At 68.6% G+C, this 18,323-nt stretch carries 17 protein-coding genes; 11 read left to right on the top strand and 6 right to left on the bottom strand.

The annotated features are described in order from the left end of the window. Positions 1 to 17: 17 nt before the first annotated feature. From AB7M35_RS19375 to AB7M35_RS19385, 3 genes are all read right to left on the bottom strand, one after another. Positions 18 to 2,018, bottom strand: a complete 2,001-nt coding sequence (locus AB7M35_RS19375) for an ABC transporter permease (RefSeq protein ID WP_453962063.1) — start codon at positions 2,016 to 2,018, stop codon at positions 18 to 20. Next, a complete protein-coding gene (locus AB7M35_RS19380) occupies positions 2,015 to 3,115 on the bottom strand; it encodes a quaternary amine ABC transporter ATP-binding protein (RefSeq protein WP_453962064.1) in 1,101 nt (366 codons plus the stop codon). Before AB7M35_RS19380 ends, AB7M35_RS19375 begins: the two co-directional genes overlap by 4 nt. A 178-nt stretch (positions 3,116 to 3,293) precedes the next feature. Continuing rightward, complete coding sequence (locus AB7M35_RS19385) at positions 3,294 to 4,271, bottom strand: ABC transporter substrate-binding protein (RefSeq protein WP_453962065.1); 978 nt, start codon at positions 4,269 to 4,271, stop codon at positions 3,294 to 3,296. Positions 4,272 to 4,626: 355 nt separating this feature from the next. On the opposite strand from AB7M35_RS19385, the gene AB7M35_RS19390 reads away from it, so the two are divergent. Then, positions 4,627 to 5,427, top strand: a complete 801-nt coding sequence (locus tag AB7M35_RS19390; protein ID WP_453962066.1) for a DeoR/GlpR family DNA-binding transcription regulator — start codon at positions 4,627 to 4,629, stop codon at positions 5,425 to 5,427. Between the two features lie 48 nt (positions 5,428 to 5,475). Here AB7M35_RS19390 and AB7M35_RS19395 read toward each other — a convergent pair whose 3' ends face one another. After that, a complete protein-coding gene (locus AB7M35_RS19395) occupies positions 5,476 to 6,396 on the bottom strand; it encodes a phosphotransferase (protein ID WP_453962067.1) in 921 nt (306 codons plus the stop codon). A gap of 229 nt (positions 6,397 to 6,625) precedes the next feature. On the opposite strand from AB7M35_RS19395, the gene AB7M35_RS19400 reads away from it, so the two are divergent. Further along, a complete protein-coding gene (locus AB7M35_RS19400) occupies positions 6,626 to 7,255 on the top strand; it encodes a class I SAM-dependent DNA methyltransferase (protein WP_453962068.1) in 630 nt (209 codons plus the stop codon). Between the two features lie 133 nt (positions 7,256 to 7,388). Here AB7M35_RS19400 and AB7M35_RS19405 read toward each other — a convergent pair whose 3' ends face one another. Together AB7M35_RS19405 and AB7M35_RS19410 are read right to left on the bottom strand one after the other, a co-directional pair. Continuing rightward, positions 7,389 to 8,123 (bottom strand): HAD family hydrolase, encoded by a 735-nt coding sequence (locus AB7M35_RS19405; protein ID WP_453962069.1) that lies wholly within the window; start codon positions 8,121 to 8,123, stop codon positions 7,389 to 7,391. A 128-nt stretch (positions 8,124 to 8,251) separates the two neighbouring features. Next, on the bottom strand, positions 8,252 to 9,172 hold the full coding sequence (locus AB7M35_RS19410) for a LysR family transcriptional regulator (RefSeq protein ID WP_453962070.1): 921 nt from the start codon (positions 9,170 to 9,172) through the stop codon (positions 8,252 to 8,254). Between the two features lie 259 nt (positions 9,173 to 9,431). On the opposite strand from AB7M35_RS19410, the gene AB7M35_RS19415 reads away from it, so the two are divergent. From AB7M35_RS19415 to AB7M35_RS19455, 9 genes are all read left to right on the top strand, one after another. Continuing rightward, positions 9,432 to 10,217, top strand: a complete 786-nt coding sequence (locus tag AB7M35_RS19415) for a 5-oxoprolinase subunit PxpA (RefSeq protein WP_453962071.1) — start codon at positions 9,432 to 9,434, stop codon at positions 10,215 to 10,217. Between the two features lie 36 nt (positions 10,218 to 10,253). Continuing rightward, on the top strand, positions 10,254 to 10,490 hold the full coding sequence (locus AB7M35_RS19420) for an acetyl-CoA carboxylase (protein ID WP_453962072.1): 237 nt from the start codon (positions 10,254 to 10,256) through the stop codon (positions 10,488 to 10,490). 4 nt (positions 10,491 to 10,494) lie between these two features. Next, positions 10,495 to 11,859, top strand: a complete 1,365-nt coding sequence (locus AB7M35_RS19425) for an acetyl-CoA carboxylase biotin carboxylase subunit (protein ID WP_453962073.1) — start codon at positions 10,495 to 10,497, stop codon at positions 11,857 to 11,859. A 22-nt stretch (positions 11,860 to 11,881) separates the two neighbouring features. After that, positions 11,882 to 12,757: a 5-oxoprolinase subunit B family protein gene (locus AB7M35_RS19430; protein WP_453962074.1), complete on the top strand. Its 876-nt coding sequence runs from the start codon at positions 11,882 to 11,884 to the stop codon at positions 12,755 to 12,757. Next, complete coding sequence (locus tag AB7M35_RS19435) at positions 12,747 to 13,718, top strand: 5-oxoprolinase subunit C family protein (RefSeq protein WP_453962075.1); 972 nt, start codon at positions 12,747 to 12,749, stop codon at positions 13,716 to 13,718. The genes AB7M35_RS19430 and AB7M35_RS19435 overlap by 11 nt, the downstream gene beginning before the upstream one ends. 43 nt (positions 13,719 to 13,761) lie before the next feature. Beyond that, positions 13,762 to 14,826 (top strand): TMAO reductase system periplasmic protein TorT, encoded by a 1,065-nt coding sequence (torT, locus tag AB7M35_RS19440; RefSeq protein WP_453962575.1) that lies wholly within the window; start codon positions 13,762 to 13,764, stop codon positions 14,824 to 14,826. A 95-nt stretch (positions 14,827 to 14,921) separates the two neighbouring features. Then, positions 14,922 to 16,433: a sugar ABC transporter ATP-binding protein gene (locus AB7M35_RS19445; protein ID WP_453962076.1), complete on the top strand. Its 1,512-nt coding sequence runs from the start codon at positions 14,922 to 14,924 to the stop codon at positions 16,431 to 16,433. Beyond that, entirely contained in the window at positions 16,430 to 17,461 is a 1,032-nt protein-coding gene (locus tag AB7M35_RS19450) for an ABC transporter permease (protein WP_453962077.1), read from the top strand. Before AB7M35_RS19445 ends, AB7M35_RS19450 begins: the two co-directional genes overlap by 4 nt. Continuing rightward, positions 17,461 to 18,321: an FAD binding domain-containing protein gene (locus tag AB7M35_RS19455; protein ID WP_453962078.1), complete on the top strand. Its 861-nt coding sequence runs from the start codon at positions 17,461 to 17,463 to the stop codon at positions 18,319 to 18,321. The genes AB7M35_RS19450 and AB7M35_RS19455 overlap by 1 nt, the downstream gene beginning before the upstream one ends. Positions 18,322 to 18,323 lie beyond the last annotated feature (2 nt).

Consider the following 18,323-nt stretch of genomic DNA (forward strand, 5'->3'; position numbering starts at 1 on the left):
GATCCCGCCCGGAAACCCTAGTCGATCTGAAGCTGGCGCTTGCGCGCTTCCGCCCAGGCGCCGATCAGCCGGTCGGCGATCATCGCGATGAACGCCACGCACAGGCCCGCCACCACGCCCTGGCCGATGTCGGCGCGGGTGAGCGCGATGTAGACCTCCTGGCCGAGATCGTTGGTGCCGACGAGGGCGGTGATCACCAGCATCGACAGCGCCATCATGATGGTCTGGTTGAGGCCCAGCATCAGCTCCGGCATGGCGAGCGGCAGCTGCACCTTCCAGAGCAGCTGCGACGGCGTGCAGCCGGACATGGTGCCGGCCTCGATGATGCTGGGCCGCACCTTGCGGATGCCGTGGTCGGCGTAGCGCACCGCCGGGGCCAGCGCGTAGAGCACGATGGCGATCATCGCGGAGAAGTCGCCGACGGCGAACAGCATCACCACCGGGATCAGGTAGACGAAGCTCGGCAGCGTTTGCAGCGTGTCGATGGTGTTGCGGGCGATCCGCCGGATGCCGGGATGGCGGGCCGACAGGATGCCGACCGGGATGCCGATGGCGCTGGCGATGATCACCGACAGGCCGCAGAGATAGACGGAGATCATCGCCTTCTCCCAGTTGCCGGTGAGCGCGATGAAGGCGGCCATCAGCGAGACGGTGAGGGCGAGGCGGAGGCCGCCGAGGCGCAGGCCGGCGACCGCCAGGATGCCCATGACGCCGAGCCAAGGGGCGTCCACCAGGAACCGCTTCAGCGGCACCAGCACGTAGATCAGCAGGAACGACTTGATGGCGTCCAGGTAGTCGTAGAGGTGGACGTTGATCAGCCGGACGACCTCGTCCCAGAACGGGCCGGTGTCGATGACCATCGACGTCGGATAGAGCGCGATCGACGGCGCCAGCGCGGCGGTGAGGAAGCCGGCGAACACCAGCCCGAAGAAGACCACCGCGGTGGCGTGGCGGACGAAGAAGTTCTTGTCCATCTCCACGTGCAGCGGCTGCTTCTGGCGGGTGACGAAGGCCTGGCTCAGCCGGTCCAGCGAGATGGCGAGCAGGGTGATGGCGAGGCCCGCCTCCAGCCCGTCGCCGATGGCGAGCCGGCGCAGCGAGGTGAGCACGTCGCGGCCGAGGCCGCCGGCGCCGATCATCGAGGCGATGATCACCATGTTGAGGGAGAGCATGATGACCTGGTTGACGCCCACCATCAGGCTGGGGCGCGCCGTCGGCAGCAGGATGCGCCACAGCATCTGCCGCGCCGTGCAGCCGGTCATGTTGCCGAACTCGACGATCTCCGGCGCCACGCCGCGCAGCGCCAGCATGGTGACCCGCACCATCGGCGGCATCGCGTAGATGATCGTCGCGATCATCGCCGAGACAGGGCCGAAGCCGAACAGGAACAGCACCGGCACCAGGTAGGCGAACACCGGCACCGTCTGCATCAGGTCCAGCACGGGCCGGATGATCCGGGCGAAGCGCTCGTGGCGGTGGGCGAGGATGCCGAGCGAGGTGCCGATGACGACGCCGAGCGGCACCGCCACCAGGATCGACGACAGGGTGATCATCGCACTCGCCCACTGCCCGAAGACGGCGAGGTAGAGGAAGCAGAGGAAGGTGAGGATCGCCAGCGGGCGTCCGCCGAAACGCCAGCCGAGCCAGGTGACGGCGGCGACGACGGCGAACCACGGCACCGGCGGGAACAGGATCTTGCCGTCGCCGATCGGCAGGTGCCAGCCCTTCGACAGCACCGCGATGCAGGCCTGCAGCGGCAGGCCCAGCACCCAGGCGATGCCCCGGGTCAGCTCCTTGAAGGTGAACAGGCCGAAGGAGAGATCGTTGACCAGCCAGTCCATGGCCGACGAGATCCAGCCCTTCAGCGGCAGCACGAAGAAGTCGGCCGGGTCGCCGAGCCAGGCGACGTGGGGGGCGGCCAGCCACAGGACCACCAGCAGGGCGATCGCCCCGCTCCAGATCAGCCAGCCGGGCACCGCCCGCGCGGTGGGCTGGTCGTGCGCGGTTGCCAGGCTCATGCCGATTCCGCCAGCAGGGTGATGACGGCGTCCCGCTCGACCTGGCCGACCCTCTCGCCGCGCCGGTTGACCACGGCGAACGGCTTGCCGGTCTCGATCAGCCGGGCGGCGAAGCTGGAGATGCGGTCGCCGGGCCTGATCTCGCCGCCGTAGTCGGCGCCGTCGGAGGGGGCGGTCATGATGGCGCGCGCCGACAGCACCTTGGAGCGCGCCACGTCGCGGGTGAACTCCTCCACGTACGGCGTCGCCGGCCGCACGACGAGATCCTCGGGCGTGCCGACCTGGACGATCTCGCCCTGGTTCATGATGGCGATGCGGTCGGCGAGGCGGATCGCCTCGTCGAAATCGTGGGTGATGAAGACGATGGACTTGTGCAGCAGCCGCTGCAGCCGCAGGAACTCGTCCTGCATCTCGCGGCGGATCAGCGGGTCCAGCGCCGAGAACGGCTCGTCGAGGAACCACAGCTCCGGCTCGGTGGCGAGCGAGCGGGCGATGCCGACGCGCTGCTGCTGGCCGCCCGACAGGCCGCGCGGAAAGTCCAGCTCGCGGCCGCCGAGGCCGACGAGCTCGATGACCTCCATCGCGCGCTTCTCGCGCGTCGCGCGGTCGATCCCCTGGATCTCCAGCGGGAAGGTCACGTTGCCGAGCACGGTGAGATGGGGCAGCAGCGCGAAGTGCTGGAACACCATCCCCATCTTGTGCCGGCGGATGTCGATGAGCTCCTTCTGGGAGCAGGCGAGGAGGTCGCGGCCCTCGAAGACGAGTTCCCCGGCCGTCGGCTGCAAGAGCAGCGACAGGCAGCGGATGATCGTCGACTTGCCCGACCCGGACAGTCCCATGATGACGAAGATCTCGCCGTCGTTGACGTCGAGGGTGGCGTCGCGAACGGCGGGGGTGAGGCCTGCGGCGTCGAGGTCCTTGGTGGTCGGCCGGCCGCCGGTGCGTTCGAGCAGACGCTTGCCCTCGCGGTTGCCGTCTTCCCCGAAGATCTTCCAGAGCCCCCGGCAGGAGAGCTTGACGCTGCGCTCGTCGTCGGAATCCGACGCCAGCGGCTGCGGTGCGGAACCGGAAGGCGGGGTGGCGATGGCTTCGGACATAGATCCTGATGCGATTTGTGGACGGGAGGAACCGGTGGTCAGGCGGCACGCGCCGGGCGCGAAGCGGTGGCGGGCCTGGCCCGATACGTCAGATCAGGCCGCCGGCATGGTGCCCGGGCCTGATCTGGAAGCGCTCTGGCGGGCGGGGCGCACCTGCGTCCCGCCCGGTGGAAGGGGATCAGTTCTTGGGGATCCAGCTCTTCCAGGTGTCCTGATGGTTCTCGAGCCACTCGGAGACCACCATGTCGAGGGGCATGCCTTCGACGTCGACCTTGCCGATCATGTCACCCATGTCGTCGTTGGTCATGGTGAAGTTGCGGATGGCCTCGTAGGCGGCCGGCCACTCCTTCTCACCGCCGGCCCAGCCGACAGCCTTGATCCAGCCGTGCGGCTTGCCGCAGTCGTAGGCCTTGTCCGGATTGGTGCCCCACTTCGGATCGTTGTAGCAGGCGTCCTCGTATTCCGGGAACTGGATCCACTCGCCCTCGAACTCGATCGGGGCCCAGTGCGGGGCGTAGATCCAGGTCAGGATCGGCTTCTTGCGCTGGTAAGCGGACTTCAGCTCGGCGAGCAGCGCCGCGTCGGTGCCGGCGTGAATGACCTCGTAGTTGAGGCCGAGCGCCTCGATGCGCTCCTCGTCATGGCCGCCCCAGGTCACCGGGCCACCCAGATACCGGCCCTTCGGGCTCGTCTCGGGTGACGCGAACAGCTCGGCGCAGTCGTTCAGCGCCTTCCAGTCCGGCAGGCCCGGGCAGTCTTCCTTGAGATAGGCCGGGAACCACCATTCTTCCTTGGCTTCCATGCCGGTCTCGCCGAGGTCGACCGTGTTGCCGGTCTTCAGCGAGGCTTCCAGCGCGTCCTTGCCGGTCGTCTCCCAGATCTCCATGGCAACGTCGAGGTCGCCGCTTTCGAGACCCGCGAACTGGGCAAGGTAGTCGGCCTGCACGTACTCGACGTTGTAGCCCATCTCCTCCAGGACGCTGCCCATCACCTTCGTGGTGATCTCCTGGCCGGTCCAGTCGTTGATGGTCATCTTGATGGGTTCGTCGGATTCCGGAACGCCCTGGGCGAAGGCGCCCCCGGCAGCGGTGGCGAGCATGGTCGCCCCGAGCAGAAGGCGGGCGCTGGTCTTCGTGACGGCGTGTTGGCTGATCATCGCATGTTTCCCCTTGCGGTGTGGTGTCCAGGGTGGCCGCCGGAGCAGAGGCACCGGCGTCCTTGGGCGCTCCACGGCCACCGCCCGATGTGCGCGGGGCGGCCAGAAACGAACCCGAGGCGCGTTCGGACCGGCCCCCGAGAGGACCTGCCCGTACCCGCCAAACTCGAAATTCCCCATCATCTTGCGGCGCAAAAACCACAACTGTCAACCGAAAGGCCACAAAAAGCCACAAATGTGCCGTTCAAGCAGACTGGGGAACGTGACAATTGCTGGGGTTTGGCCGATGTCCGATCGCACTGTGGACGACCAGGTTGGGTGGACGTCGGGAGACAGCCACGCGAGGAGCAGATCGTTGCACAAGACCGCTCGCTACAGCGCGATCATGCGCGCGCTCGAGGGTTCGGGTTCCTGCACCGTTGCCGACCTGACGCGCCGGCTCGGGGTGTCGGACGAGACCGTGCGCCGGGACATCAAGGCGCTGGCGGCGCGCGGGCTGGTGGAGCGCGTTCACGGCGCGGTGCTGCTGCCGGAACGCAGCGGCGAGGCCGAATTCGACAAGCGGATGGCGCTGAACGCCGCCGCCAAGACGGCGATCGCCCAGCGGGTGCTCGACGAGATCGAGGACGGCGACGCGCTGATGATCGACAACGGCGCCACCACCGCCTACGTGGCCCGCGCGCTGCTCGCCCGTCGCGACCTGTTCGTCATCACCAACGGAACCGACATCGCCCGCACGCTGGTGCGCGGCAAGGGCAACCGGGTGCATCTGGCCGGCGGCGAGATTCGCGCCAGCGACAACGCGGCGTTCGGCGAGACGACCATCCAGTTCATCCGCAACTTCCGGGCCCGCTACGCGATCCTGTCGATCGGCGCCGTCCACCCCGAGGGCGGTTTCATGGACTTCCATCTCCAGGAGGCGGAACTGGCGCGGGCGATGATCGCCCAGTCGTCGCAGTCGATGGTGGTCGCCGACCACACCAAGTTCCGCAACCAGGCTCCGGTCAGCGTCTGCGGGCTCGACGGAATCGGCACGCTGGTCTGCGACCTGCCGCCGCCGGAGCCGCTCGCCCAGGCGCTTGCCCACCACGAAACCCGCGTGCTCAGCGTCGAGAGCGAGCCGCAGGAAGACCCCTCGGACGCCGAATTCGCGTGATGTCGGTCCGGTTGCCGCACGCCTGCCGGCGCGCGGCGATGCGATGCCTCAGCCCTTGCGGACGGCTTCCAGGTGCCGGGCGAAGTCGTCGCTGGCCATGAGCGCCTTGCAGCGGTCGAAGCGGCCCACGGAATAGGCCCAGAAGTCCTCGGCCGGGTTGTCGTCGGCGTGCTGGATCAGCCCCCACAGCGTCCACAACAGGTCGCACATGGCCTTGTAGACGACCATCCGGCCGAAGGTCGCGGCATCGACCGGCCCGCCGCAGTAGGCCTCCATCATCTCCCGGTCGTGCTCGGGCGTGAACCCGGCCTCGACGGAGAGGTCGCCCAGGTCCCACAGCGGATCGTTCATGCCGGAATATTCCCAGTCGACGATCCACATGCGCTCGCCGGTGTCGAGGAAGTTCTCGCACAGCGGGTCGCAGTGGCAGGGGGCGAGATCGGCCGGATGGGCATCCAGCGCCGTGCGCACCGCCTCGGCCTCCTTCACCACGTCGTGGTAGCCGTCGGGCAGCTGCGCCTTCTTCTCCTCCAGGATCTTCAGGTAGCCGTCGATCATCGAGAACAGCTCGAAGCGGAACTCGAAGGTCTGGCCGCTGGTGTGCAGCTTTCGGAAGGCATGGGCGGCGCGGGCCGGGGCGCCGGGCGTGGTGACGAACCGCTCCGGCGACATGGTGGGCGCGTCGATGTAGTCGGCGAGCATCAGCCCGGTGTCGGCATCGAAGTGGACCACCTCCGGCGACACGCCGGCGCGGGCCGCGGCGACCGCGTTGTGCGCCTCGACCTTGCGGTCGATGTAGCTCTCGGTCCCGGCGCCGGGAATCCGGAGCAGGTAGGTGCTGTCGCCGCGGGTGACCTTGAAGACGACGTTCGTCAGGCCGCCAAGACGCTCGATCGCGACATCGTCGTCCGCGATGGTCTCGAAGCCCGGAACCTGCCGGAGGCGGGCAAGGGCGTTCTGGGTGTCCATTCGCGCATCTCCATGATTGCGGGCCGGCGCGGAGCCGGCCCCGGATGGTCATCAGACTGTTGGAATTGGTTGGATATCTGTCTATTAGGACGTGGATATCCGTCAAACTTCCAAAAATACCCACAAAGAGGTATCATCGCCGCAACCCACCTTTCAAGCGCATGTCCGGCGGGCGCCATGGCGTGCCCGCAGACCGCGCACCATCCGGAGCGTCAAGAAGAGAGTTTTCATGAGCAACGATCCCGCCAAGAGCCTCGACGTCGTCTATTCCGCCGAAAGCACCGCGGACGTGGCCAAGAAGTACGACGACTGGGCCAAGCGCTACGACACGGAGATGGCGACGCTGGGCTACCGCCATCCCAACATCTGCCTGGCCATGCTGACCCGCCACCTGCCGCGCGGCGAGGGGCCGATCCTGGACGCTGGCGCCGGCACCGGCCTGCTCGGCGAGTGGATGGACATCGTCGGCTACAAGCAGGCCGAGGCCCTGGATATCTCCGAGGGCATGCTGGAGGTGGCGCGCGCCAAGAACGTCTATTCGGCGTTCCATGTCGCCGCGCTGGGCGAGACCCTTCCGATGGCCGACGACACCTATGCGGCGATCGTCGCGGCCGGCGTGTTCACCGTCGGGCATGTGGGCGAGGAGGGCTTCCCCGAGCTCATCCGCATCACCCGGCCCGGCGGGCTGATCATCGTGACCATCAAGGACACGCTCTACAACGAGGGCCTCGGCGACTATCTGAAGGCGCAGCAGTCCAAGGGCGTCTGGACGATCGTCGAGGAGACCCCGTCCTACGTGTCGATGCCGGGCCGTCCGGACACGGTGCCGAGCCGTGCGGTCGTGCTGAGGGTTCTCTGAGCGCCGCGCCGCGCGCGCCGATTTCGATCTCGGACTGCCCATGAAAGTCCCGGGACGGCGGCCGCGCCGTCCCGGGACTTTTTGCGTCCGGATCATGGCTCAAGGGTCTGAGCCGGAAGGCAGTTCCGATCGATCAGGTGTTTCCACCTGAGGCGTCGGGCCACGCATCGAGCCGGTCGAGCAGGGCTTCGAGCCGGTCGATGCCGGGGATGACGTAGTCGGCCTCGGCGGCGAGTTCATCTTCGCTTGCCGTGCCGGTGAGCACGCCGATGCACAGGCCGCAGCCGGCCGCCCGGCCCATGTGGATGTCGTGCAGGTTGTCGCCGACGACCGCGACCTCGGCGGGCTGGATCCCCGCGCGCTCGCAGAACGCCAGCACCATGCCCGGCTGGGGCTTGCCGCCGTGGCCGCTGTCGTAGCCGGCGACGAAGAAGTCCTGTCCGCCGAGCCCGACCGACTGCAGCGTCGCCCGCGCGCCCGCCGCGCTGTCGCTCGTGGCGACGCCCAGCGTGATCCCGCGCGCCACCAGCCGGGCGAACAGGGCGGCGAGGTCGGTGACGGGCACCGAGCCTTCGGCGCCTTCCGTGAAGATCGCGTCGAGGCCCGTCACCAGCGCCGGGTGGGCGTGGGGCGCGCCGGCCGCGACCCATGCCTCGGCGATCTCGCCGGTGTGGCCGGCCGCCAGCAGGCTTCCGCCGCCGACGACGTTGGCGTCGGGGTCGTGCCCGCCGAGGGCGAGCAGCCGGCGGGCGAGCTCCGGATCGCCGGCCGCGGCATACTCGGCGGCGCGGATGTTGATGGGCACCCAGGTGCGGGCATAGTCGATGAGCGTTCCGTCCTTGTCGAAGACGATTCCCTTGATCTGCACGGTTCTCCTCGCGTTTGCGGCGATCCGGGACCGGGCCGCCGCCCGGGGTTTGGGCCGCCGGGCGCGCCGTTGCAAGGGCCGCCGGGGCATTTGACGGCCGCGCCGGCCGGCCGATGGGCGCGGTTGCGTCAGGTCGGGCCCATGCGGGCGTGGACGGAATGGGGCACCTGGTATTGGGAGCGGAAGTAGTCTCGGAACAGCCGCATCGCCGGCGTGAGCTGGGCGCCCTTGCGCCAGCCGAGGCCCACGTCCATCGACGGCACCGGCTGGTTCGGGATGATCGTCTCGATGCGCTTACCCTCCAGCGACCACGGCCGGTAGACCATGTCGGAGAGGATGGCGATGCCCTGGCCGTTGGCGACGATGGAGCGCACCGCCTCAATGGACGAGGTGCGCAGCCGGATCTGCGGCTGGTGCTCGGTGGCGCTCCAGTAGCGCAGCGCCGTATGGGCCGCCTCGTCGACGGTGAGCATGATGTAGGATTCCTCGGCGATCTCCCGGAAGCCGACGGTCTCCATCTGCAGGAAGCGGTGGCCCGACGGCACCCAGAGCCGCCGCTGCGAGCTGATCAGCTGCTCGGTTGCCACCTCCGGGTTGTCGACGTTGGAGGTGAGCAGCACCGCCATGTCGAAGCGGTTGGTGATGAGCCCGTCCTCGACCATTTCGCGGGTCAGCTCGTAGAGGCGGATGGTCAGGTTCGGGTAGCGGCGCTCCAGCCGTTCCAGGTGCTGGGGCAGGAAGTAGCCGATCACCGTGTAGGTGGCGGCGACCGAGATGGTGCCGGAAATCTCCTCGTGCTCGCTGCCGGAATGCAGCGCCTCCTCGACGGTGGCGAGCAGCCGGTAGGCGGCGTCCAGGAAGCGGCGCCCGGCCTGGGTCAGCTCCATGCCCTGGGCGGTGCGCACGAACAGGCGGGTGTCCATCTCCGCCTCCAGTTCCTTGATCGCCGTGGTGATCGTCGACTGGGAGATCGACAGCTCCATCGCGGCCCGGGACACCTGGCCGAGTTCGGCCGTCGCCACGAAATACTTCACCTGCCGAAAGTTCATGCGCGCCTGCCCTGTCTTCGATCACCGATAATGCATGTTCGGAAATGCCGATAATGCATTTGGCCATTCCGTCGGAGATACCCGGGCATTCTGAAAGGTTCGCGCCGCCGCTGCAACGGATGTGCACTGCAAAAATCGAAGATGTAGATGATCGTATTTCGAAAAAACGAATTTGATAACGGCTTCGGCATGCGAAACCATTGGGCAATCGTTCAAAGGCCAGACCGGTCCTCAAGGGCGGGAGCAGGGAGGCTCAGACGTGCCACGAAGTGTCGTCGACCTGAATTGCGATCTCGGAGAGTCCTTCGGCCAATGGGCCAACGCGGAGGCCTCCGACGAAGAGCTGATGGACCTGATCACCTCGGCGAACATCGCCACGGGCTTCCACGCCGGTGATCCCACCATCATGAACGCCGTCGTGCAGGGCGCCGTCGCCCGCGGCATCGGCATCGGGGCGCACCCGGCCTATCACGACCTGCAGGGCTTCGGCCGGCGCCGGATCGACGCCAAGCCGGAGGAGCTCGTCAACGACGTGCTCTACCAGATGGGCGCGCTGCGCGAGTTCACCCGCCGCCACGGCGGCAGCCTGCAGCACGTGAAGCCGCACGGCGCGCTCTACATGGAAGCCGCCCGCAACGCCGAGCTGTCGGGGCTGCTGGTTGAGGCGCTGCAGCGCTCCAGCCCCAACACCGCGATCTTCTGCATGGGCGCCGCCGAGACCTACCGGGTCGCCAAGGCCGCCGGCCACCCCGTCGTCCGCGAGTTCTATTCCGACCGCGACTACGACGAGACCGGCACCATCGTGTTCACCCGCCGCATGCGCGTCCTCGACCCGAAGGAAGTGGCCGAGCGCTGCGTCCGCGCCTGCCAGACCGGCAAGGTGAAGACCGCGTCGGGCACCGACATCGACATCGAGTTCGAGTCCATCTGCTTCCATTCCGACACGCCGGGGGCGCTCGCCATCGGCACCGCGATCCGCGACGCCCTCATCGACAACGGAATCCGGATCATGCCGGCCGCGGAGGTTATGGCCGCCGCCGCCTGAACCGTGCCCCGTCGCAACCCTTTCGGAGGACATTCCATGGCTGACATTCGTTCCCCCATTCCCGGCACCTTCTACCGCCGTCCGTCGCCCGACGAGCCGGCCTACAAGGAGGTCGGCGACACGGTTGCGGCGGGCGACGTGGTCGGCCTCGTGGAGGTGATGAAGTCCTTCATCGAGGTGAAGGCGGAAACCGCCGGCACCATCACCGCCTTCAAGGCGGAGAACGAAGAGCCGATCACGGCCGGGGCCGTGGTGGCCGAGCTGGACGGCTGATCCGATGGCCATCCGGCGGCTGTTCGTGGCCAATCGCGGCGAGATCGCGGTCCGCATCGTGCGCGCGGCCCAGGCGCTCGGGATCGAGGCCGTCCAGGCCTATTCCGAGGCCGACGCCGACATGCTGGCGGTCCGGATCGCCGACAAGTCGGTCTGCGTCGGGCCGCCCCAGGCCGCGAAGTCCTACCTGAACGGCGAGGCGCTGATCGCCGCCGCGAAGGAGGCCGGCTGCGATGCCGTCCATCCGGGCTACGGGTTCCTCTCCGAAAACGCCGCCTTCGCCGACGCGGTCGAGGCCGCCGGGCTGATCTTCGTCGGGCCGTCCGGCAAGACCATCGCGCGGATGGGCGACAAGGCGGCGGCGCGCGAAGCCGCGAAGGCGGCGGGCGTGCCGGTGGTGCCGGGATCCGACGGGCTGGTCGCCGACGAGGCGGCGGCCATCGCGGCGGCCGCAACGGTCGGCTACCCGGTGATGGTCAAGGCTGCCGCCGGTGGTGGCGGCCGCGGCATCCGCATCGCCGCCGACGAGGACGAGCTCAAGCGCATCGCGCCCCAGGCGCGGGCCGAGGCCAAGGCGGCCTTCGGCGACGGAAGTCTCTACCTGGAACGCGTCGTCACCGCACCGCGCCACATCGAGGTGCAGATCCTCGGCGACGGCAGCAACGCGGTCCACTGCTTCGAGCGCGAATGCTCGCTGCAGCGCCGGCGCCAGAAAGTCTGGGAGGAGGCGCCCGCCGCCTGCCTCGACGCGGAGACCCGCGCGCGCATCTGCGAGGCGGCCGCCGAGCTCGCCCGCAGCGTCGGCTACCGGGGCGCCGGCACGGTGGAGTTTCTCTACGACGAGGCGGCCGGCGAGTTCTTCTTCATCGAGATGAACACCCGCATCCAGGTCGAGCATCCCGTCACCGAGATGGTCACCGGCCTCGATCTGGTCGCCTGGATGCTTCGGATCGCCGGCGGCGAGCCGCTGACGCTCTCCCAGGACGACATCAAGCTCGACGGCCACGCCATCGAGGTGCGGATCAACGCCGAGGACCCGTCGATGCAGTTCATGCCGTCGCCGGGCGTGGTGGAGGCGCTGAAGGTGCCGGCCTCCGACGCGGTGCGCTTCGACACCATGCTCTACGAGGGCTACGCGATCCCGCCCTTCTACGACTCGCTGCTGGGCAAGCTGATCGTCCACGCGCCGACGCGCGACGCCGCGATCGACGCGATGGCGGCCGCCCTCGACGAACTGACCATCGTCGGACCGAAGACCACTATCGCCCTGCACAAGGCGCTGGCGCGCGACCCGGAGGTTCGGGCGGGCAAGGTGCACACCCAGTTCCTCGAGCCCTGGCTCGAAGCCGCGCCGCTTGCGGCCGAATGACCGAGACGCACGTGGAGGACCTATGAAGACACGCTATTCGTTTGGAGGGGACGAGCACATCTTCGTCGAAATGGACGAGGAAATGTCGCTCGCGGCCTTCTTCATGGCCCTGTCGATCTGCAACGCGATCCGCGATGCCGACATTGACGGCGTCACCGAGATCTGTCCGGCCAACGCCGGCTTCCAGGTCAAGTTCGACCCGGACCGCATCAAGCCCGAGGCGATGATGGCGGAGATCAAGGCGCTGGAATCCCATGCGGAATCCGCTGAGAAGCGGATCGCCACGCGCATCGTCGAGTTCCCGGTCTACTATCAGGATCCGTGGACACACGAGACGCTGATGCGCTTCCGCGACCGGCATCAGGACCCGTCGGGCACGGATCTCGAGTACGCCGCCCGCATCAACGGCTTCGACAGCGTCGAGGCGTTCATCGAGGCCCATCACGCCGCGCCCTGGTTCGTCACCATGGTCGGCTTCGTCTCGGGCCTGCCGTTCCTCTTCCAGCTGGTGGAGCGCGAGAAGCAGCTCGAGGTGCCGAAGTACGTGCGGCCCCGGACGGACACGCCGAAGCAGACGGTCGGTTACGGCGGCTGCTTCTCCGCCATCTACTCGGTGCGCGGCGCCGGCGGCTACCAGATGTTCGGCATCACGCCGCTCCCGATCTTCGATCCGAAGCAGGAGACCAGCTACCTCAAGGACTTCATGGTCTTCTTCAAGCCGGGCGACATCGTGAAGTTCTCGCCGATCGGCCGCGAGGAATACGACAGCATCCTGGCCGACGTGCAGGCGAACCGCTTCACCCCGAAGATCCGCGAAGTCGAGTTCGATCTTGCCGCGTTCGAGGCCGACCCCGAAGGAACCAACGCCAAGCTGATGGGGGCGCTCAATGTCGGTTAAAGTCGTCAACCCGGGCCTGTTCACCACCATCCAGGACCTCGGCCGGCCGGGCTATTTCCATCTCGGCATCCCGATGTCCGGCGGCATGGACCGCTACGCGCTCAGCGCCGCCAATCTGCTGGTCGGCAACGACGAGGGTGCGGCGGTTCTCGAAAGCGCCTTCATGGGCCCGACGCTGGAGTTCGAGTCCGATGCGACGGTCGCCGTCACCGGCGGCGAGATCCCGCCGAAGGTCGACGGCGAGGAGCGCGAGTGCTGGACCTCCTTCAAGGTGAAGGCCGGGCAGGTGGTCTCCTTCGACTATCTGCGCCGGGGCGCGCGCGCCTACATCGCGATTTCCGGCGGCATCGCCACGCCGACCTACCTGGGCAGCCGGTCCACCTACCTGATCGGTGCGCTCGGCGGCGTCGAAGGCCGGGCCGTGGGCATCGGCGACATGCTGCCGCTGGGCGAGGGGAAAACCGTCGCCGAAGGCCGTTCGGTGCCCGAACACCTGCGCCGCCTGCCGGGCAATCCGGCCGAGCTCAGGGCGCTGCCCGGCCTCTACTGGCGTCTGATCACCGAGGAGGCCGGCCGCAACTTCTTCGAGGACGAGTGGAAGGTCGCGCCCGAGGCCGACCGCATGGGCGTGCGCTTCCGCGGCGGCCGCCCGCTCTCCTTCAAGGAGCGCAAGCAGCCCTTCGGGGCGGGCTCCGACCCCTCCAACATCGTCGACGGCTGCTACAGCTACGGCTCCATCCAGGTGCCCGGCGGCACCGAGCCGATCGTGCTCCACCGCGACGCCGTCTCGGGCGGTGGCTACTTCACCCTCGGCGCGGTGATCTCGGCCGACATGGACCTGATCGGCCAGCTGCAGCCGCACACCCCGACGCGCTTCGTCAGCGTAACCATGGACGAAGCCTTGGCGGCGCGCGCCGACCGCGCCCGTCTGTACCAGGAGCTGAAGACCCAGCTCGCCTGACCCAAAGAAGAGCAATCAAGCCGACCGGAGAACCGACATGATGATGAAACGGATGACTTCCGTCCTGCTGCTCGGAGCCGCCTTCGCGACCCCGGCACTCGCAGCGGACAGCTGGTACCCCTACGATGCCCAGGAGGTCGTGCCGGCCTTCTCGACCGACGGGACGACGAAGGACGTCACCTACGAGGCGCTCGACAAGGCCGAGAAGCCTTGGAACATCTGCGTTTCCTTCCCGCACATGAAGGATGCCTACTGGCTCGGCGTCGACTACGGCGTGGTGGAAGAGGCCAAGCGGCTGGGCGTGAAGCTCAACGTGGTGGAAGCCGGCGGCTACACCGAGCTCAACAACCAGATCAACCAGATCGAGGACTGCGCGTCCGGCGGCGCCCAGGCGGTGATCATCGGCGCGATCTCCTACGACGGCCTCAACAACGTCGTCGGCGAGCTGAAGAGCAAGAACATCCCGGTGGTCGACGTGATCAACGGCATGTCGTCGCCCGACCTGGCGGCCAAGTCGCTGGTGTCGTTCTACACGATGGGTTCGGAGGCGGGTAAGTACCTCGCCGCCAAGCACCCGAAGGGCAGCGACCCGGTGAAGGTCGGCTGGTTCCCCGGACCGGCAGGCGCCGGCTGGGTCGAAGCGGCCAACACGGGCTTCACCGAGGCCGTGAAGGACTCGGCGATCGAGATGCTCGAGCCGCGCTACGGCGACACCGGCAAGGAAGCCCAGCAGCGCCTCGTCGAGGACGTGCTGCAGGCCGACCCGGACGTGAAGTACATCGCCGGCACGGCGGTGACCGCCGAAGCCGCCCAGGGGCTCCTGCGCGAGCGCGGCCTGATGGGCAAGGTCGGGATCGTGTCCTTCTACATGACTCCGGGCGTCTACGAGGGCATCAAGCGCGGCTTCATCGAGGCGGCTCCGGCCGACTCCATGGTCATCCAGGGCCGCATCGCGGTCGACCAGGCCGTCCGCATCCTCGAGGGCAAGGACTACATCAAGCACGTCGGTCCGAAGATCTTCGTGGTCGACCAGAAGAACATCGGCGACGTGCCGCGGGAGAACATCCTGCCGCCCGAGGGCTTCAGCCCGGTGTTCTCGGTCGACTAGCACCGACCGCATCCGGCCGGGGGCGGGCGCTCCGCCCCCGGTCTCTCCCGACTGCCTTCCTTGACCGGCCTCCCTCTCAAGCGGGATCGTGGACGATGACCGAGGCTTCCGACGGGGTTCTGATCAGGGCGCGCGGGCTGACCAAGCGCTATCCCGGCGTGGTCGCCCTGGACGCGGTCGACTTCGAGCTGCGCGCCGGCGAGGTGCACGTCCTGTTCGGCGAGAACGGCGCCGGCAAGTCCACCCTCATTTCCATCGTCGCCGGGGCCTCCACGCCGAGCGACGGCGTTCTCGAGGTGCGCGGCGAGCCCGTGCAGTTCCGCAGCGTCGCCGACGCGCGCGACAAGGGCATCTCCGCCGTATTCCAGGAATTCTCGCTGGTGCCGACCATGTCGGTGGCCGAGAACATCTTCCTCGGCGACGAGCCCGGCCGCGGCCCGTTCACCGACATCGGCGCCATGCGCCGCCGGGCCAGGGAGATCTTCGCCGAGCTGGACTTCCATATCGACCCGCGCGCCATGGTGGCGCGCCTCAGCCGCGCCCAGCAGCAGATGGTCGAGATCGCCAAGGCGGTCCATTCCGACCTGTCGATCCTGATCCTGGACGAGCCCACCGCCTCGCTCACCAATCACGAGGTCGACCACCTGTTCCGGGTGATCGCCAAGATGAAGGCGCGCGGCGTCGGCATCATCTACATCTCCCACCGCATCCAGGAATTCGCCCGCATCGCCGAGCGGGTCACGGTGCTGCGCGACGGCGCCAAGATCGGCACCGTGGACATCGCCGACTCCACCGAGGACCAGCTCGTGGAGATGATGACGGGCCGCGCCATTGCCGAGATCTATCCGGTCATCCCGCACCGGCCGGCCGCCCCCGTGCTCCAGGTGCGCGACCTGCGCGCCGTCGGCCTCGCGGGCGTCAGCTTCGACGTCCGCCCCGGCGAGGTGCTGGGCGTCGCCGGCCTCGTGGGCTCGGGCAAGTCGCGCTGCTTCCGCGCGCTGATGGGGCTGGCACCGGTGCTGGGCGGCTCGGTGCATCTCAACGGTGAGGACGTGACCGGCCACAGCACCCGCCGGATGATGCGCGCCGGCGTCTACTACCTGACGGCCGACCGCAAGGCCGAGGGCCTGCAGATGGCGTTCACGGTGCGCAACAACCTCGCCGAGGGCGTGCTGCCGGGCACGCGGTCCGCGTTCGGCCTGCTGCCGTGGGGGCGGATCGGCAAGCGGGTGGAGACGATCGCCGACCAGGTCGGGCTGCCCGAGGCCTATCGCGGCCGGCTCGCGGCACAGCTTTCCGGCGGCAACCAGCAGAAGACGCTGTTCGGACGCGGCCTCGGCCAGGACTACGACATCTACATTCTCGACGAGCCGACGGTCGGCGTCGACATGGGCGCGCGCTCGGAGATCTACCGGCTGATGCGCGACCTCACCGACGCCGGCAAGGCGGTCATCGCCATTTCGTCCGACCTGCCGGAAGCCATGAACCTCGCCCACCGCCTGCTGGTGTTCTCCAAGGGGCGGATCGCGGCGGAGCTGAGCGGCGACGACATCAACGAAGCGAGCGTGCTCGCGCACTTCTTCGACGACGAGGGGAAAGCCGCATGAGCGATACCGTATCTGCCGAGACGCCGGGGACGGGCCGGTCCGGGATCATGGCGTTCCTGCGCTCGGTCTTCCTGCGGCTGGGCGTGCTGCCCTTCTTCCTGGTCATCGCCATCGTGACCTTCTCGCTGCTGTCGGACCGCTTCCTGGCGGTCGGCAACTTCATGAACGTGTTCCGCCAGTCGGTGTATCTGCTGCTGGTTTCCATGGGCCAGATGCTGGTGCTGCTGACCGGCGGCTTCGACCTCTCCGTCGGTGCGGTGATCGCGCTCACCTCGGTCACCGCCGCCATGGCGATGGTGGCGGTCGCCGGCATGTTTCCGGACGCGGTCTGGCTGGTGATCCTGATCGGCTGCCTGGTCGGGTTCGCGGCGGCCGGCGTGGTCGGGCTGGTCAACGGCATCGGCGTCGCCCACTTCGGCGTCTCGCCGTTCATCATGACGCTGGGCGTCGGCTCGGTGGTCACCGGCATCTCGCTGTTCCTCACCGGCGGCGTGCCGGTCTCGGGCATCCCCTACGCCTTCGGCAACTTCTTCGGCTTCGGCCGCGTGTTCGGGATCCCGGTGCCGGTGCTCGTCGCCATCGTCGTCATCGCGGCCATGTGGGTGCTGATGGCCCGCACCCGCGTCGGCGCCCACATCTACGCCGTCGGCGGCAACGAGAAGGCCGCGAAGCTGTCGGCCATCAACACCCGCGGCACGCTGATCATGGCCTACGGCACGTGCGCGCTGATCGCCTCGCTGACGGGGCTCCTGCTGACGGCGCGGGTGGAAAGCGGCGAGGCCAACCTCGGCGGCTCCACGGCGCTGGAATCCATCGCCGCCTGCGTCATCGCCGGCGTGTCGCTGCGCGGCGGCATCGGCCGGGTGGAGAACGTCGTGCTCGGCGCGATCTTCATCACGCTCGCCCAGAACGGCATGAACCTCGCCCAGGTCAGCTCCTACATGCAGATGGTGCTGCTCGGCGGCGTGCTGATCCTGGCGGTCGTCTTCGACCAGATCCGCTACCGGATGATGATGGGCCGGACCTGATGCCCGCCCTGGAGGACGTCCGCCTGCACGTCGCGACCTCGCTGGACGACGCCGTGGCGGTGCTGGCCGCCAACGGCGGGGACGCGGTGCCCATGGCGGGGGCGACGTGGATCATGCGGGCGCCGCTGCGCGCCGAGGCGCTCCATCCGCTCTACGTGGCGCTCGGACGGGTCGCGGACCTGCGCGGCGTGGCGGTCGGCGAGGCGGAGATCGCCATCGGCGCCTGCGTGACCCACGCCGAACTGGCCGCTGCCCTTGCCCCGCTCGCCGACTGCCGCGGGCTGGCGAAGGCCGCCGGCGCGTCCGCCAATCCGGCGGTCCGCTCCGTCGCCACCGTTGGCGGCAACCTCGCTTCGGCCGACTTCGCCGCCGCCGACCTGGTGCCCGCGCTGCTCGCCGCCGATGCGGCCGTGGAGATCGCCGGTCCCTCCGGCCGCGAACGCATGCCGCTGGCGCGGTATCTGGAGGCGCGCGCCGGGCTTGAAGCCGGCCGGATCGTGGCCAAGGTGATCGTGCCGCGCGCCGAGCGCCGGAGCGCCCATGCGCGCCTGCCGCTGCGGGTGGCCGGCGACTATCCGGTCGCCATCGTCAGCCTGTCGGTGGCGCTGGGCGCGGACGGCACCATCGCCGATGCCCGCGTGGCGGTCGGTTCGGTCGAGCCGGTCGCCCGCCGCTGGGGCGCGCTGGAGGCCGCGCTCGCCGGCCAACCGCTCGATGCGGAGGCCGCGGGGCGGCTTGCAGCCGGATGCACCGATGGCTTCGAAGGGCGCGACGGCGTCGAGGCCTCCGGCGCCTACCGCGTGCGCGTGCTGCCGGCGCTGGTGCGCCGGGCGGTCGCCGCGCTGAAAGACCCGATCTGAAC

It is taken from the genome of Amorphus suaedae (assembly GCF_053629675.1).

Coding starts and splice junctions, on each gene's coding strand:
- AB7M35_RS19375 (WP_453962063.1), bottom strand. CDS start 2,018: ATGAGCCTGGCAACCGCGCACGACCAGCCCACCGCGCGGGCGGTGCCC.
- AB7M35_RS19380 (WP_453962064.1), bottom strand. CDS start 3,115: ATGTCCGAAGCCATCGCCACCCCGCCTTCCGGTTCCGCACCGCAGCCG.
- AB7M35_RS19385 (WP_453962065.1), bottom strand. CDS start 4,271: ATGATCAGCCAACACGCCGTCACGAAGACCAGCGCCCGCCTTCTGCTC.
- AB7M35_RS19395 (WP_453962067.1), bottom strand. CDS start 6,396: ATGGACACCCAGAACGCCCTTGCCCGCCTCCGGCAGGTTCCGGGCTTC.
- AB7M35_RS19400 (WP_453962068.1), top strand. CDS start 6,626: ATGAGCAACGATCCCGCCAAGAGCCTCGACGTCGTCTATTCCGCCGAA.
- AB7M35_RS19410 (WP_453962070.1), bottom strand. CDS start 9,172: ATGAACTTTCGGCAGGTGAAGTATTTCGTGGCGACGGCCGAACTCGGC.
- AB7M35_RS19420 (WP_453962072.1), top strand. CDS start 10,254: ATGGCTGACATTCGTTCCCCCATTCCCGGCACCTTCTACCGCCGTCCG.
- AB7M35_RS19425 (WP_453962073.1), top strand. CDS start 10,495: ATGGCCATCCGGCGGCTGTTCGTGGCCAATCGCGGCGAGATCGCGGTC.
- AB7M35_RS19430 (WP_453962074.1), top strand. CDS start 11,882: ATGAAGACACGCTATTCGTTTGGAGGGGACGAGCACATCTTCGTCGAA.
- AB7M35_RS19435 (WP_453962075.1), top strand. CDS start 12,747: ATGTCGGTTAAAGTCGTCAACCCGGGCCTGTTCACCACCATCCAGGAC.
- torT (WP_453962575.1), top strand. CDS start 13,762: ATGAAACGGATGACTTCCGTCCTGCTGCTCGGAGCCGCCTTCGCGACC.
- AB7M35_RS19445 (WP_453962076.1), top strand. CDS start 14,922: ATGACCGAGGCTTCCGACGGGGTTCTGATCAGGGCGCGCGGGCTGACC.
- AB7M35_RS19450 (WP_453962077.1), top strand. CDS start 16,430: ATGAGCGATACCGTATCTGCCGAGACGCCGGGGACGGGCCGGTCCGGG.
- AB7M35_RS19455 (WP_453962078.1), top strand. CDS start 17,461: ATGCCCGCCCTGGAGGACGTCCGCCTGCACGTCGCGACCTCGCTGGAC.